Here is a 14,265-nt window from a genome sequence, read left to right as displayed (position 1 = left end):
TTTTTCTAACAATTTTTCCAAAAGGAGAATGTTCGTATGAAAGAAAAAGATGATTCCATTAAAAAGAAAGTTCAGGAGCAATTTGGAAAATATGCAGAAAAATATGTAACAAGCACAACCCATTCAAATGGGTCTGACCTTGCCCTTCTGCCTAACTGGCTCAAGCTAAAAACAGAATCAATCGTACTCGATATCGCAACTGGGGGAGGCCATGTAGTAAAAGCTATTGCACCGTATGCCGCCCAAGTGTTTGCAACGGATCTCACTCTCAAGATGCTGGAAACCGCCAAACGCCATTTGGAACAAACACAAACAAATGTGTTTTATGTTATAGCGGATGCAGAGTCGTTGCCATTTTTAGATAACACGTTTGATGCGGTAACTTGCAGGATTGCACCCCATCATTTCTCCCATCCTGAAGAATTTGTTAAAGAGGCTGCTCGTGTACTTAAGCAGGGCGGTAAATTTCTTCTTATAGACAATGTTGCTCCCGCAGAACAAGAGCTGGATGATTTTGTTAACAAACTCGAAAAATTACGTGATGATAGCCATGTACGCAGTTATTCCGTCAAGGAATGGACAAAATGGTTGGAGCTTGCGGGCTTAATATTACTCAAAGCAGCGCCCCGCAAGAAGACATTTACTTACCCTGATTGGGTCAGACGTACAACAACATCTGAAGAACAAATCAAAAATGTAGATTCCCATGTACTTTCTGCTAATGAAAAAATCAAGGGCTATTTCTCCATAGAGACAACAAATGGCGAAATTCAGTCCTTAACTATAGATGAATGGATGGTTCTTGCAGTTAAAAAGCATGAATAACGAATCTTTCCATTATATTAGTATTACAATGAATGAAAAGGAGAGGGAAGAATCATCCCTCCCCCCTCACTGTGTTTGCATATTTTAGAATACCTTTTTTCATGCTACAGAGTAGCTTCAACTACCACTTCAAGCCATATCACAAATTTACCGACATTTCAGGTTTGGACTTTGGCGATATATCCTTTAAGTTAGCTGGGCGTTTGGCTGATATATCCTATAGTTAGCTGATCGGGTGTTTGGCTGATATACCTAGAATTAGCTGATAATCGGGTGTTTGGCTGATATCTTCAGGATCTAGCGATAAACCTTAGGTTCTGTCTGTAATCAAAAAGGATCAAACCAGCCCGTTTTTACTGCAGCAGAAGCATGTCTCTGAAAGCCCTCTTGTGTATTCAGATAAATCGCCATTGAAACAAAACCAATCCAAATACTCCAAAAATATTAGCTAGAAACGGCCCCACGCAAATCTGCTTTCCTCCCTTGCAGGAGGTTAAGCTTTTCTATGATATACGCTACCTTTAAAACGTTTTCCTCTTTAAATGCGGGTCCCATAATTTGCAGTCCTACCGGAAGGCCGTCAGCAATCCCGCACGGAATACTTAAAGCCGGGAGGCCTGTTAAATTTCCTGGACCTGTAAAACGGATAACCTGGTCAAGAAAACTTAATTGTACTCCATTTATATTCACAGTTAGCTCACCAATATTAGGTGCGAGGAAAGGCAACGTAGGAGTAATCAGCACATCCACCTGCTTAAATGCCTTCGCAAAATCATTACTAAGCTGACGACGGATTTGCTGAGCCTTTAAATAATCGACAGCAGGGATAAGCTCTCCAAATTCAAGTAAAAATCGAACATCATCACCAAAATTCCCTGGCTGTGAAATCAGGTTATCATGATGGATGGCACTAGCTTCGGTCGTAATCGTAACCAGTTCGGCGAATTCAGAAAGCGCAAGGGCGGGAATACGGACAGTTTCAATTTTTGCTCCTAATTTTTCCAGTTCAAGTATGGCTTTTTTGACACTTTCTTCAACTCTACTGTCGACATTGTTAAAAAAATATTCCTCATTTATACCGATAACAGTACCTTTAATATCGTCTGATAATAAATCTGTGAAATTCTTGTTGGGGACATCTGCAGAAGTTGGATCTTGCGGGTCGTAGCCAGAAAGAGTTTCCAGAAGTAATGCAGCATCATATACTGTTTTTGTCATTGGGCCAATATGGTCTAAGGACCAAGATAATGGGAAGCATCCATATTTACTAATTCTTCCGTGAGTCGGTTTTAAACCAATAATGCCACAGCAGGAAGCCGGAATCCTTATTGATCCCCCTGTATCTGTCCCCAGGGAAGCAATCGTCATATCGCTGGCAACTGCTGCTGCTGAACCTCCACTTGAGCCTCCCGGGATTTTGGTTAAGTCCCAAGGGTTTCGAGTTGCACCGAAATGAGGATTTGTCGTTGTAGCACCCCAGGCATATTCATGCATATTAAGTTTACCTGTAAAAATGGTTCCTTCATCTTTGAGTTTCGATACTGCTGTGGCATCAAAACCAGCTATGAAATCTTTATGGATTTTGGACCCCATTGTTGCCTTTTCATTTTTAAAATATAATATATCCTTCAGAGCCATTGGAATCCCATGTAGCTGTCCTCGGTAGTTACCGTTCATGATTTCACTTTCAGCCTGTTGGGCTGCTTTGATTGACTCGTCCTTTTGAACTTCTATGTATGCATTCACTTGATCGTCATAGGACTCTACATTTTCTAATACAGATTTTGTCACTTCTACTGGAGAAATGCTTTTATCACGAATTAACGGCATTAATTCTTGAATCGATTTTGCTGAAAGTTCTTGATTCACGCTCTGTCACCTCCAGGGATATGTGTTAATCCGATATCATAGTCTGCATGTTTTACTGCATCCACATTCTTTTTTAATTGTTGATAGCCTTGCCATTGTGCCAATAAAGGTTCAATGTGGTGTTGAGGTACAACAATGTTCTTGCTTTCCAGGATTTTAAGTATGTCTTCAGCCATTTTTATCCCCCTTTTCTTTTTTAAAAAACCTGCGTAACTAAATGAAATGAAGCAGGGCAACAACTACGCTAGTTTACCATACTAGTGTAACATTAATGTTGCTTTAGCCGCAAAATATTCTAACTATTAAAAAAATTCTATCTTCATGTATTTCCTTTCAGGAAATGATCAGTTAGGCAAAAGTTGAGCAATTAGAGATAACTTATTGTAAATCCTATTTAATTTTAAGTTCAAGAAAGTACTGGCCATTCTAGCTGCCTTCACCGGTTTTACCTTCAGACGATAATCGGGACAATCAAAAATAAGGGCAAGCCCTTTTAAGGAATGCCCCCGGCCTTTTTCAACGAAATTAAACAGGTACAGACTTCGGCATCTTAGAAGCTGATGCCGGCTGGCTTATGGCTTCATCGATTGCGGCTTTTGCAATTTTTTCGCGATGTGAATACACATCTCCAAGGACAGCCGCACTTCGCCTTGCCCGTTTAAAATATAAATGCATATCATTTTCCCATGTGAAACCTATGCCTCCATGCAATTGGATGGCATCGCCGCATACCTGGATGGCGGCATCCGATGTATAGGATTTGGCTATGGAAATTGCCAATTCCGCATCTTCATTCTCTGTGTCGGCTGCCCAAGCTGCGTATTCTACAGCGGCTTTTCCACTTTCCACCTTTAAATACATGTCGGCTGCCATGTGCTTCACTGCCTGAAAAGTGCCAATCAAAACACCAAACTGTTTTCGCTGCTTTGTGTATTCCACCGTATCATATAAAACCCTTTCCGAGCAGCCGACAAGTTCTGCAGACACAAGAAGGGCTCCTATCCTCTTTATTTTCTCCATAAGGGCGTGGCCTTGCCCCATGCCGAACCCTCGCACAATTTGCTCCGTTTGAATCGGATAGTTTAATAGACTTATTTCATAAAGTGGATACGTCTCATCTATTGAATAAGTATTTCGGATAATGATGCCTGGACTTTTTGCGTGAATCACAACAAGCGTCTCTTCCTCCTCGGGCGTAAACCCTTTTCCGGCAACTCTTACATTAGCCAAAATCACGTCAGCATCTTTTGCAAACGGCACTTCTCTAAGGGTTCCATCTAGCACATATCCATCCTCAGACTTTTTCACTTTGGCATCAACATTCACCCAAGCAACGGTCAATACTTTATTTCCTGCCTCAATTTCCTCTGCCAACCGTATTTGCTGCTTGCAGGTTTTAAGTGCAGCCAACCCAGCCATGGCTTCAACAAAAGGATAAGTCAACAAATAACGTCCTGCTTCCTGGGCTACCAAAATCGCGTTCATGAGCCCTTTTCCTTCTTCAGCGGCACCGTCTAAATCAATAATTCCCAACAATCCCTGGCTTGCAAGAAGCTTTTGCATCTGGCTTGGCAATAATTGATTTTCCATAAAGGTCCTGACATGCTCTGATGTATTGCGGGACTTAAACATGTCCCTTACACTTCGTCTCAGCATTTTTTCTTCATAAGTAAAACCAAAAAACATTTACAAGCACCTCACTTTGGCATGCCGAGTACTCTCTCGGCAATGATATTTTTTTGTATTTGCGTTGTACCTGCATAGATGGTCGCACCACGCGATCCCAGATCAATGTCCTGCAAAACGCCGCGACCTATGCTTTCCTTTCCGATGTATAGCCCTTGGTCACCAAGTACTTCCAAGCCTAATTTCCCCAAGTTTACATGCATGGTCGACCAAAATAGTTTTTGCAGAGAAGCTTCCGGCCCTAATTTCCCTTCATTTAGCAGCTGGCTGATCGTTTTTAAGCCGTGGTATCTCAGGATGCGGATTTCAGCGAATAGTTCCGCCATTTTTTGCCGGTAATAGCTTTCTTCAGATTTTTTAAGCGATGAACTTATCCGGGCCAATGTATTGAACTCATTCTGGAAGCGCACCTGGCGTCCAAGCGCCAACGTTCCACGCTCAAACCCGAGCGTCCCCATAGCTACATTCCATCCATTATTGATGCCGCCAACAACGTTTTCCTTAGGTATGTAAACGTTATCAAAAAACACTTCGTTAAAATCCCTGTTTCCATTTATTTGAACGAGAGGCCTAACAGTAATTCCTTCCGTATCCATCGGCACTAAAAAGAATGTGATGCCTTTATGTTTAGGCAGCTCATGGTCCGTTCTTGCCAATACAAAACACCAATCTGCATGGTGGGCAAAGCTGGTCCACACCTTTTGCCCGTTAATCACCCATTTATCGCCCTGCAGTTCGGCACGTGTCTGGATGGCAGCAAGGTCAGACCCTGCATTTGGTTCAGAAAAACCCTGGCACCAGACCTCATCTCCTTTCAGCAACGGAGGAAGAAAGCATTGTTTTTGCTCTTCCGTTCCAAACAATAGCAATGTGGGGCCTAGGAGCAATTTGCCTAGTACATTTAAACCACTTGGGGCATTAAGTTTGCCTGCCTCTTCATCGTAAATGATTTCTTCTACATGAGATAAACCCTGGCCGCCATATTGCTTGGGCCAAGATATACCGGCAAAACCGCCTTCATATAATTTCCGGTCCCATTCCCGAAGAATCTTTCCTCTCTCGGTTTCATCATTTGGCCAATCGAATTCCGGTGTTCCCCATCCTTCTGGAATGTTGTTGATTAACCATTCCCTTACATGTTGTCTATACTCATCCTGTTCTTTGCTAAAAGCTAAATCCATCTTTTTCATCCCTCCTAAAAATCTTTTATATTTCAGCTTGTGGGTTATGTCGTCTTTTGTCGAAAATAATTCTGAAAATTTAAACTATTTATCCCACTTTACCATATTTATTTTTCCTAGTAAAAACTTTTTCTATAAATTTCCTTTCCCTTTTAACATAAGTAGTAGCTGAATTAAATTCTTTTACGTGTTTGTGTAAGATCTTTTCTTTCCACTACAGAAAATTAATCCAGGTTACTCTAAAAAATGGCTAAGTCGCCATTTATACATCAAGTCTAGTAATTTTACAGGCCCGAAACCTGTCATTTTTCAAGTACATACCAATATACTTAATACAAGGAAAGGGATGAATAAACGTAAAAAACTTTTCGGAAAACGCTTTCATTAGATTGTTTTATCTGATAAAATCCATAAATAAGTTACTTCCATTTACTATAGTTTAGAAGGAGGTTTAAAATGCTCTTAACTAATTTAATAGACCATACGAAGGAACATTACGGGGAATATCCTTTTCTGTATTTCGGAAATAAGGAATATACCAATACTGATGTGGAACAAATGGCAAAGAAAATCTCGATTCTATTAAGAAACCGCAACATCGCCGATGGAGAAAGAGTTTTAGTCAGTATGCCAAATTGTCCGGAGGTCATATTCTCTTATCAAGGCATTTTACGTTCCCGTAGCATTGTCATTCCGGTTATGTTCCTACTCCACCCTAATGAAATCCACTTCATCTTAAATGATTCGAAAGCTAAAGCAATCATTACATCTTCTCAAGTCCTTCCGAATATGATTGAAGCTTCTAAAAATCTTTCTTACAAACCATTATTCATCGTTGTAGATTCATTGGAAAACAAAAACGCCTATGAAGGCTTCGAAATCATCGAATTGTATAAAGAAATGGAAGCCATGGATGCCTCTTTGGAACAATTAGCCATGGCATCGGAAAATGATGTAGCCGTCATCCTCTATACTTCAGGTACAACTGGCAGGCCAAAGGGGGTTATGCTCACCCATAAAAATCTTTATAGCAGTGCCAATTCTGCCTATGAATTGGTGAAGGACCGCGCAGACGGAGGACGAGGGACTACCCTTGGCGTTTTGCCTTTGGCCCATGTTTATGGGTTTACGGCGATGAATTCTTGCTTTCTTTTAGGAAGCTCTGTCGTTATTTTCCCTAAATTCGACGTGGACCAAGTTTTTGCAAGCATCGAAAAGTTTAAGGTCAAGAGTTTCTCAGCTGTTCCCGCTATGCTTTATGGAATGGTATCCTCTCCAAATGCCCATAATTATGACCTTTCAAGCCTCGAATCCGTTGCAAGCGGGTCAGCTGCATTGCCAGTAGCTATAATTGAGGCTTTCAAGAACAAGTTCAATGCTGAAATCAGGGAAGGTTATGGCCTTTCTGAAGCCGCACCTGTTGTTTCCGCTCATCGAGAAGGTATGCCAATTAAACCCGGGTCCGTCGGTGTTCCAATTCCTGGTGTCGAGGTGCGCGTTGTAGATGAAAACGGGAGGGAAGTCCCAAGAGGAGAAATCGGTGAATTGATTGTCAAAGGAGATAATATCACACCAGGTTATTATGGTCTGGAGGACGAGACGAAAAATACCATTAGGGATGGCTGGCTTTATACTGGCGATTTAGTAACAATGGATAATGAGGACTATTTATATATCGTGGACAGAAAAAAAGATTTAATAATCCGAGGCGGTTTCAATGTGTATCCTCGGGACATTGAAGAAGTGCTTGCATCACATGACGCGGTAGCAGAAGCAGCGGTGATTGGGATTCCAGATGAAAAAATGGGTGAAGAAGTAGTTGCCTGTATCATCCGGAAACCGGGGAAAACGGTCGGCGCTGAAGAACTCATTGCGTATTCCCAGCAAAAGCTTGCAAAATATAAATCCCCTAAACGCGTTGTGTTTTTAGAACAGTTGCCAAGAAACGGTGTAGGCAAAATTTTAAAAAGAAAATTAAAGGAAATGTACGAGGCTACTGACTCGCCTGTCAGTTAAACAGCAGTACTACCTATAAGTACAATCCCCCAGGTTTTACGGGGGATTGTTTTTTTCGTCTTAAACGCCTGTCGACTGAACACTCATTCATTTTAGGCGAAATAATAAAAGACCCCATCCTCTTTCTCAGAGAATATATCCCCTCTCTCCAATAAATAATCCAATAAGCCGATTGTATCGGATGCGAGCAAGATTAAGGCATCTTCATATCTGCCAGGATACAATTCCTGCAACAATTCATAACCGGTCTTTCTGGCATTTTCTAATTTTCCTTTGACCCGTTGCGCCCTTTTTTCAATCTTTTTCAAGGTTTCCTTTATAAACTCATGCGTGTTCACAATAGGTTCACCATGTCCGGAAAGTGTTATAGTGATCGGGTATTCCAGGCACTTCTTCAAGTTATCGACATACTGATTCAGCGGCTTGCTACGCTCTGTTTCCGGATGGATTGGCGCCTCCAGAAAAACCCCTGCAGGTGTATGCTTGATTATATGGTCCCCGCAAATTAACACCTGGTCACTTGACCGGTAAAGCGCTATGTGGCTTTGCGCATGGCCTTTTGTCTGAATCACCTGCCAATCAGGCAGCCCAGGAATGGCTGTACCCTCATCTATCTCCTCGGTGATATATAATTTATTCTCCAAGCCTTGGTTCCAGTCTTTTAGATTTGCCAGTTCATTAGAGACTTCCTCCGGTATCCCGAACTCCTTATAGAAGTTAATGAAGAATTGAGTACCACCTGCAAAATGTCCTTCATCCTTTGTCAAATAGGGACGACAATTCTTGTGCGCATAGATCGGGACAGGGTTCAAGTACACCAGCCTATCCAGGAAACCAACGTGGTCATCATGATGATGAGTTAATACGATTTGTTCAATGTCCATAATTGTCAGCCCACGATCTTTTAACGCAAGATTGAATTGCCGCCACGCTGAATCAATATTTCTCCCGCAATCCACCAATGTTAATTTCTCTCCATAAATTAGAAAAACGTTTACCGGACCTACCGGCCATTCAGTAGGTAGTTCAATCAAGTCAACACCCGTTATCTTTTGTGATGTTCTCAATATAACCACACCCATCTTATTAAGCTTCTTTACAGTATTTGTATTCTATTATACAACAGAATATTAATTTGTTCCTCTTTTAGAAAACAATGGGTGTTATTATTAGAATTTTACACGATGTTAGATATATGGCTGGAGTATATTTCAAATCGCATTAAGTCACTTTCACCGGAGTACCAGTCTAAACAATGATAGTTCTTTCCTAATTATGATACTATTTTAAAAGAAACAATTCGTGCTGGTTTACCTAGAAAGGAGGGTTCTCGATTGATCAATTATATGCAGCTTCACCATGTAGGGCTAAATGTAACCAATTTAGAAAAAGCAAAGCGGTTTTACAGTGACATACTCTGTTTACAAGAAATAGAACGGCCAGATTTTGATTTTGAAGGCGCCTGGTACCAAATCGGACAGCATCAACAGCTACATTTGATCGTGCTTCCAAATTCACAAACTATTCGCAAAGATAAACAACTAAATACTAAAGAGGGGCATCTTGCCCTAAGGGTAGAAAGCTATGAGGAGACTTTGCGCTGGCTAAAGGCACACCATTTGGAAATACTGGAAAATCCGAAAAGTGTGAGCGGCTTTGCGCAAATATTTTGCGCCGACCCTGATGGAAATTTAATCGAACTTCATGTGGAGCAAGCAAAGTAAACTTTGGTGAACATTAAATGACCTGTGGAATAAACTGAATATGACAACAATTAGCCCGAATTTAGGAATGACAAAACTGAAGAAGGCGGATAAGTTCATGATTAAGATTAATCAGCAATTGGTCGATGCCAAACAGATCCAGCTAGGTTTTTCCTCTGGCAGAGCCGCAGAAATCCTTCTATTCATGGGCAGGTACCGTAATGTGTATGAATTTGATAGCATAGAGGAACTTGAATTTGAGGTGGAAACTCGTCTGCGTATCATGGAAGCTGCTTTTAAGCTTCATAAAAGCGGAGCTCAATTTACTACGTTTGACTATTCCAAATGCAATCCTCAGTTTTGGCGGCTTACCAGCGAAGGAGCGTTTATCCTTCAGCCATTCGCTTTGCCTCATACAGCCATTGAAGATATTTATATAAATGGAAAACTTTATGCTTTTGAGTGTGCTACCGCCATGGTGATCATTTTTTATAAGGCTGTTTTGGACCTGATTGGAGCGAAACAATTTGATCGGCTTTTTAGAGGCATTTACCTGTTTGATTGGGAATACCATCAGAATTTAGCGCTTCGTTTTCACCAGGGAACCGATTACCTGCCTGGAGACTGTTTGTACTTCAAAAATCCAGACCATCACCCCAAGACTCCACAGTGGCAAGGAGAAAATGCGATCATGCTTGGGGAAAATCTTTTCTATGGACACGGCATTGGGATAACGACAAAGGAAGGAATTATTCAGGTATTAAATACGAAAAGAAAGCCAAATCCCGTCCAATCAGCCTATTTAACGCGGCATATTATCGGTCTGGAAAGTTCCTATTTCAGACAATTCACTCTGGCGGCTACTCGAGAAAACTCTATGCCCGGTGAACAGCATGCCCTGCAATCGAACTTGATTGTTGCAGAAATCGGTACAGCAACATATTTACTATAATGAGGTTAGTCCCCTGTACCTTTATGTATGAACGAAATAGGTGCCATACCCCCGCCGCGAAATATCTAAGTGGGGGTATGGCACCTTTACTCATTAAAAAGTAAGGAACTCACCTTCTAAAGTTATTCCACGCCAGCTTTATTAAAGGTTTCTTGCTTTTTTAGGTTGTAAAACTACTAATAATGATTTTGCTTTTCAAAGTTGAGAAAGGTTCTAATTGTTCTCTTATACGGTTTGGTAACTGCCTGTATTTTACATATTTACTAATTTTAAACATGTACTACCCACCTAATATGTAATATTCGTAAACCCCTTAATAAAATTTTTATTTAAACCAGCCTGCTATCGTTTTTACTCCATTTTGAACACCATTTTTTGTTATTGTTAACACCGTTTTTTCATCCTTATCAACTTAATCCCTCAAATAAAGACGTTATGGCTACGGAGGCTGCAAATCTTATAGTAGCTACACCAATGAATGGTGTTTCAATACTGGCCATTAGCGATACGGCAATAACGCCACCAGCCAAAGAAACTGCCCCTAAACCAACATCTACTCCAGCCTCATCAATAATCTTAGAGGTTGAAGCATTCGATTGAGGGTTGTTTATAGCATTTTCTGTAGCGGTTATCCAATCCCAACAAACCGAACTTGCCTTTAAATGCACTGCTTCGGCAAGATGTACATCGTTAGCAATTGCTAAGTTATTGCCTGCTTTAACTTGAGATTTAATTAAAGCCCATAACATTTTTGTCTCTCAATTTTTATTGGCAAAATTACGACAAACCAATACCAAGTCCCACCGCATTGCATTTGTAAGTAGGTAGATAAGCACAGGGATGGATCCTGTCTCTTTAGCCCGAATAAACCTGGTGGCGTAACATTCCTAATCTTTTAAATCCGCCAAAAGTACCTTTTTGATTTTATTGAATTTTCGGTCTTTTCAAATGTTAACAAAACATTTACAATAGCAATGAGCACCAAATCCATCCTACCTGGGAGGCATGCACTATGAAAATCATGAGTAATGAGCTGTTGGTTGTTTCGTATCGTGATGCTGTATCGTCGAATAAGGATCAGGATTTGATTAAGTATTTAAAGGATGAAATTCAAAGACGCGGATTAAAGCCATTTAAAAACAGATGAACTATGAAAACCACCTTCCAATCTTTGGACGGTGGTTTTTTCATTCTTAGAGTTCGAATTCTTTATTAAAAGAAAACTGTAGCTCCGTATAAAACAGCGGTAATTCCTGCTGCAATCAAGGCTGGCTTTAATTTGAACCGGGCGTATTCCATCGCGGATAAGTTTAGTATTCTGGCAATCGTGTTTGTGTCATCGCTTAAGGGAGAGGTAAAGGCCCCAAAGGTTCCGCTCGCAAAAACGGCACCAATAACAAGAGGAAGGGAAACGCCTGCTGCCTGGGACATTGTAATTCCAAGCGGCATCAGAATTCCCCAGGTTCCCCACGCCGACCCAATAACATAAGAAACGGCTGCCCCAAAGATAAACAAAAGCGGGACTACAATGGATGGCGGTATCCATCCTGTATGGTTCGCTATAAAACCGGAAAAGCCCAACTGCTCTGTTACTGAGGATAGTCCCCAAACTGCTGCCAGCAATACAACTACTGACATTAACTCATTTCCTCCAGTGATAAAGCTACTCAATAGATCGGCCGTTTTCATTTTCTGCAAGCGCAGAAAAAGGAAAGTGAATAATGTAGTGAAAACAAGCGAGATCAGCATAGCATCCATAACATCCGCCTTTAAGAATGCAATGACTATCCCTTTTTCTTTCTTATAGCCATCCCACCATGTTAGCAGCAGCGTTAAACTCACCACCAAAAATAACGGGACCAGCAAATTCAAAGGCTTGGAAGGCAAATCCCTTGAAACTGCAGGATCACAATTATGCCAGTCATCCTCCCCATCCGTTCCCTTTTTTCCGACTTTTTCCGGATTGCTGTCTTGAGTGGATTTGGAATGATGGAAAAAGCTTAAGTAAATCCCAAGCAAAATGATCACAAATGAAAAGAAATTATAAGGAATGCTTTTTAAAAATAGCTTATATGGATCGGCTTCTATATTTTCATTCGAAATGGCAATATCAACAATAGATGTCATATAGCCGACAAATGCTGTAGCAATGGGAATAAGGACAATCAGCGGGGCAGCTGTGGTTTCAATTACAAACCCTAATTCCTGTGTTGACATGTTCACTTTTTTTAGAAGCGCACGCATAATTGGCGCAACAGTCACAAATCGAAAACTAGGTGCAGCAAACGTCCCAATAGTAGAAACGTATGTTAGAATCAAAGCCTCTCTTTTTGTCTTAATCCGAGCAGAAGCTTCTTCAACAAATCCGCGTATTCCTCCTGAGATCTTGATCATTCCTATGAGTCCAGAAAAAGAATAAAGAAACATAAGGATTTTTATGTTGTTTGGATCTACAAGTCCCTTGATGAGGAATTGCACCATTTTTTCCATACCACCAACAAGTGTTGGCTGAAGAAGATAAGAACCCGCCAGTAATCCGGCAAACAAACCAGGAAGCACCTGTTTTGTTTTCATGGCAATAGGAATCACAACTAAAAAGGGAATAACGGAAACCCAATCACTTTGCAATGTCTTCACCCTAACTATTATGGTCTATCGTTAGAGTGTGATGGTTGGGTCAATTTATACGATATTAAAAGAATTTATGTTTTTATCAGTTGACCAATAGACAGTTTCATCTCCAATAAAAAATAAGGTCACCTTTTCAAGGTAACGGGAAGATTTCCCTGTTCCAAATGCAGGAGTTTTTCCTTCATTTCTAACCCATCCCGGTAACCGGTGAGCCGCCCATTTTTTCCAACTACCCTGTGGCATGGAATCGTTATCAGCACAGGGTTTGCCCCGATTGCCGCACCAATTGCACGAACGGCTTTCTGGTTTTGGATTTCTTGTGCAATGTCCGAATAGGAGCAGGTTTGCCCGTAAGGAATTTTACCAAGCGCTTCCCATACTGTGCGTTGAAAAGAAGTGCCCCGCAAATCAAATGGCAAGGTAAAACTTAGGCGAATACCTTGAAAATATTCAATAAGCTGTTCCTTATATGGCTGTAACTTTACTCTATCCAGTAAAAGAAGGCTGCCAGGAAAGTGCCGTTTAACCCAATCAGATAGCTGTTCAAATGTTTTATCCTGAGAACCTACATAACAAAGCCCTTTTAACGTTGCTGCCATGTAAATTCTCCACTCACCATACTCTAGTTCGGAATAATAAATGGCCGGCTTATCTTTTAATTTCAAATTTATCACCTTCTTATCTTTCTTTTTTTGTATTTACGTTCCGATATTCAGTAGGCGTTTGCCCCAATTTCCGTTTGAATAATGTTGTAAAATAAGATGTATTGTATATGCCGACTGCCTCGGCAATATTTGCAATCGACTCTTTTGATTCAATCAGGTATTTCACAGCCCTTGTTATTCTCACTTGCTGCACATATTCAATCGGAGTGATCCCTTTGATTCTTCTAAAAGTCCGATGAAAATGGTAAGGGCTAAGATGGCAAACAGCAGCGAGTGATTCAAGCGTCAGTTTTTCACTATAATGTGTGTCAATATAATCAATAATTAGTGCGACCCAGTTATGATCTGGTAAAAGACCTTCGGTTGGATTGCATCGTTTACATGGACGAAAACCTGCTTTAATGGCATGCTGGGTATATTCAAAAACAAGAACGTTTTCCTTATTAGGAAGTCGGGATTTACACGAAGGCCTACAGAAAATACGTGTAGTCTTCACGGCGTAAAAAAACTTTCCGTTGTACGCCACATTGTCATGCATAATAGCTTCCCATTTTTCTTCTGTTAATGGTAAAGAACCATTCCCTCTTGCATGTCCTATAGAATCATCCGCTAGAACCGGCTCTTGTATTTCGAGTACCTCCATCTACTAGTATACCGCTTTATACCAGCGCAGTGAACGGATTCAGGAATGTAAGAGCAAGATATAGAAATTGCTTTGGCTTAAACGTGATTAACAT

Annotated in this window: 14 protein-coding genes; 5 read left to right on the top strand and 9 right to left on the bottom strand. The window is 40.8% G+C overall.

The annotated features are described in order from the left end of the window. Positions 1-36: 36 nt before the first annotated feature. Positions 37-825, top strand: a complete 789-nt coding sequence (locus tag CUU64_RS07045) for a class I SAM-dependent methyltransferase (protein ID WP_101632804.1) — start codon at positions 37-39, stop codon at positions 823-825. A gap of 444 nt (positions 826-1,269) precedes the next feature. Here CUU64_RS07045 and CUU64_RS07040 read toward each other — a convergent pair whose 3' ends face one another. From CUU64_RS07040 to CUU64_RS07025, 4 genes are all read right to left on the bottom strand, one after another. Then, positions 1,270-2,694 (bottom strand): amidase, encoded by a 1,425-nt coding sequence (locus tag CUU64_RS07040; RefSeq protein ID WP_101632803.1) that lies wholly within the window; start codon positions 2,692-2,694, stop codon positions 1,270-1,272. After that, complete coding sequence (locus CUU64_RS07035) at positions 2,691-2,870, bottom strand: hypothetical protein (RefSeq protein ID WP_101632802.1); 180 nt, start codon at positions 2,868-2,870, stop codon at positions 2,691-2,693. The genes CUU64_RS07040 and CUU64_RS07035 overlap by 4 nt, the downstream gene beginning before the upstream one ends. A 349-nt stretch (positions 2,871-3,219) precedes the next feature. Beyond that, complete coding sequence (locus CUU64_RS07030) at positions 3,220-4,380, bottom strand: acyl-CoA dehydrogenase family protein (protein ID WP_101632801.1); 1,161 nt, start codon at positions 4,378-4,380, stop codon at positions 3,220-3,222. Between the two features lie 11 nt (positions 4,381-4,391). Continuing rightward, entirely contained in the window at positions 4,392-5,561 is a 1,170-nt protein-coding gene (locus CUU64_RS07025; protein ID WP_101632800.1) for an acyl-CoA dehydrogenase family protein, read from the bottom strand. Positions 5,562-6,017: 456 nt separating this feature from the next. Here CUU64_RS07025 and CUU64_RS07020 point away from each other — a divergent pair, with 456 nt between their 5' ends. Then, positions 6,018-7,577 carry a class I adenylate-forming enzyme family protein gene (locus tag CUU64_RS07020; protein WP_101632799.1) on the top strand — a complete coding sequence of 520 codons (1,560 nt, stop codon included), beginning with the start codon at positions 6,018-6,020 and terminating at the stop codon, positions 7,575-7,577. 92 nt (positions 7,578-7,669) lie between these two features. Here the strand turns inward: CUU64_RS07020 and CUU64_RS07015 are convergent, their stop codons facing one another. After that, a complete protein-coding gene (locus CUU64_RS07015) occupies positions 7,670-8,644 on the bottom strand; it encodes an MBL fold metallo-hydrolase (RefSeq protein WP_180954490.1) in 975 nt (324 codons plus the stop codon). A gap of 267 nt (positions 8,645-8,911) precedes the next feature. Here CUU64_RS07015 and CUU64_RS07010 point away from each other — a divergent pair, with 267 nt between their 5' ends. Continuing rightward, complete coding sequence (locus CUU64_RS07010) at positions 8,912-9,301, top strand: VOC family protein (protein WP_101632797.1); 390 nt, start codon at positions 8,912-8,914, stop codon at positions 9,299-9,301. 97 nt (positions 9,302-9,398) lie between these two features. Next, entirely contained in the window at positions 9,399-10,232 is an 834-nt protein-coding gene (locus tag CUU64_RS07005; protein WP_101632957.1) for a protein-glutamine gamma-glutamyltransferase, read from the top strand. A gap of 407 nt (positions 10,233-10,639) precedes the next feature. On the opposite strand, the gene CUU64_RS07000 is transcribed toward CUU64_RS07005, so the two are convergent. Continuing rightward, positions 10,640-10,981 carry a hypothetical protein gene (locus CUU64_RS07000; protein ID WP_101632796.1) on the bottom strand — a complete coding sequence of 114 codons (342 nt, stop codon included), beginning with the start codon at positions 10,979-10,981 and terminating at the stop codon, positions 10,640-10,642. A 263-nt stretch (positions 10,982-11,244) separates the two neighbouring features. On the opposite strand from CUU64_RS07000, the gene sda reads away from it, so the two are divergent. Beyond that, entirely contained in the window at positions 11,245-11,379 is a 135-nt protein-coding gene (sda, locus tag CUU64_RS06995) for a sporulation histidine kinase inhibitor Sda (protein WP_101632795.1), read from the top strand. 65 nt (positions 11,380-11,444) lie between these two features. On the opposite strand, the gene CUU64_RS06990 is transcribed toward sda, so the two are convergent. The 3 genes from CUU64_RS06990 to CUU64_RS06980 form a co-directional block, all read right to left on the bottom strand. Further along, a complete protein-coding gene (locus CUU64_RS06990; protein ID WP_101632794.1) occupies positions 11,445-12,860 on the bottom strand; it encodes a Na+/H+ antiporter NhaC family protein in 1,416 nt (471 codons plus the stop codon). A 128-nt stretch (positions 12,861-12,988) separates the two neighbouring features. Next, positions 12,989-13,528: a methylated-DNA--[protein]-cysteine S-methyltransferase gene (locus tag CUU64_RS06985; protein ID WP_101632793.1), complete on the bottom strand. Its 540-nt coding sequence runs from the start codon at positions 13,526-13,528 to the stop codon at positions 12,989-12,991. 13 nt (positions 13,529-13,541) lie between these two features. Continuing rightward, on the bottom strand, positions 13,542-14,171 hold the full coding sequence (locus CUU64_RS06980; protein ID WP_101632792.1) for a bifunctional transcriptional activator/DNA repair enzyme AdaA: 630 nt from the start codon (positions 14,169-14,171) through the stop codon (positions 13,542-13,544). Positions 14,172-14,265 lie beyond the last annotated feature (94 nt).

It is taken from the genome of Bacillus sp. V5-8f (assembly GCF_002863565.1).
GTDB lineage: Bacteria > Bacillota > Bacilli > Bacillales > DSM-1321 > Peribacillus.
This window is presented reverse-complemented; position numbering and strand designations above follow the sequence as displayed.

Bases quoted from the DNA above. Each gene is read 5' to 3' on its own strand.
- CUU64_RS07045 (WP_101632804.1), top strand. From the start codon at position 37: ATGAAAGAAAAAGATGATTCCATTAAAAAGAAAGTTCAGGAGCAATTT.
- CUU64_RS07000 (WP_101632796.1), bottom strand. From the start codon at position 10,981: ATGTTATGGGCTTTAATTAAATCTCAAGTTAAAGCAGGCAATAACTTA.
- CUU64_RS07035 (WP_101632802.1), bottom strand. From the start codon at position 2,870: ATGGCTGAAGACATACTTAAAATCCTGGAAAGCAAGAACATTGTTGTA.
- CUU64_RS07020 (WP_101632799.1), top strand. From the start codon at position 6,018: ATGCTCTTAACTAATTTAATAGACCATACGAAGGAACATTACGGGGAA.
- CUU64_RS07005 (WP_101632957.1), top strand. From the start codon at position 9,399: ATGATTAAGATTAATCAGCAATTGGTCGATGCCAAACAGATCCAGCTA.
- CUU64_RS06980 (WP_101632792.1), bottom strand. From the start codon at position 14,171: ATGGAGGTACTCGAAATACAAGAGCCGGTTCTAGCGGATGATTCTATA.
- sda (WP_101632795.1), top strand. From the start codon at position 11,245: ATGAAAATCATGAGTAATGAGCTGTTGGTTGTTTCGTATCGTGATGCT.
- CUU64_RS07030 (WP_101632801.1), bottom strand. From the start codon at position 4,380: ATGTTTTTTGGTTTTACTTATGAAGAAAAAATGCTGAGACGAAGTGTA.
- CUU64_RS07025 (WP_101632800.1), bottom strand. From the start codon at position 5,561: ATGGATTTAGCTTTTAGCAAAGAACAGGATGAGTATAGACAACATGTA.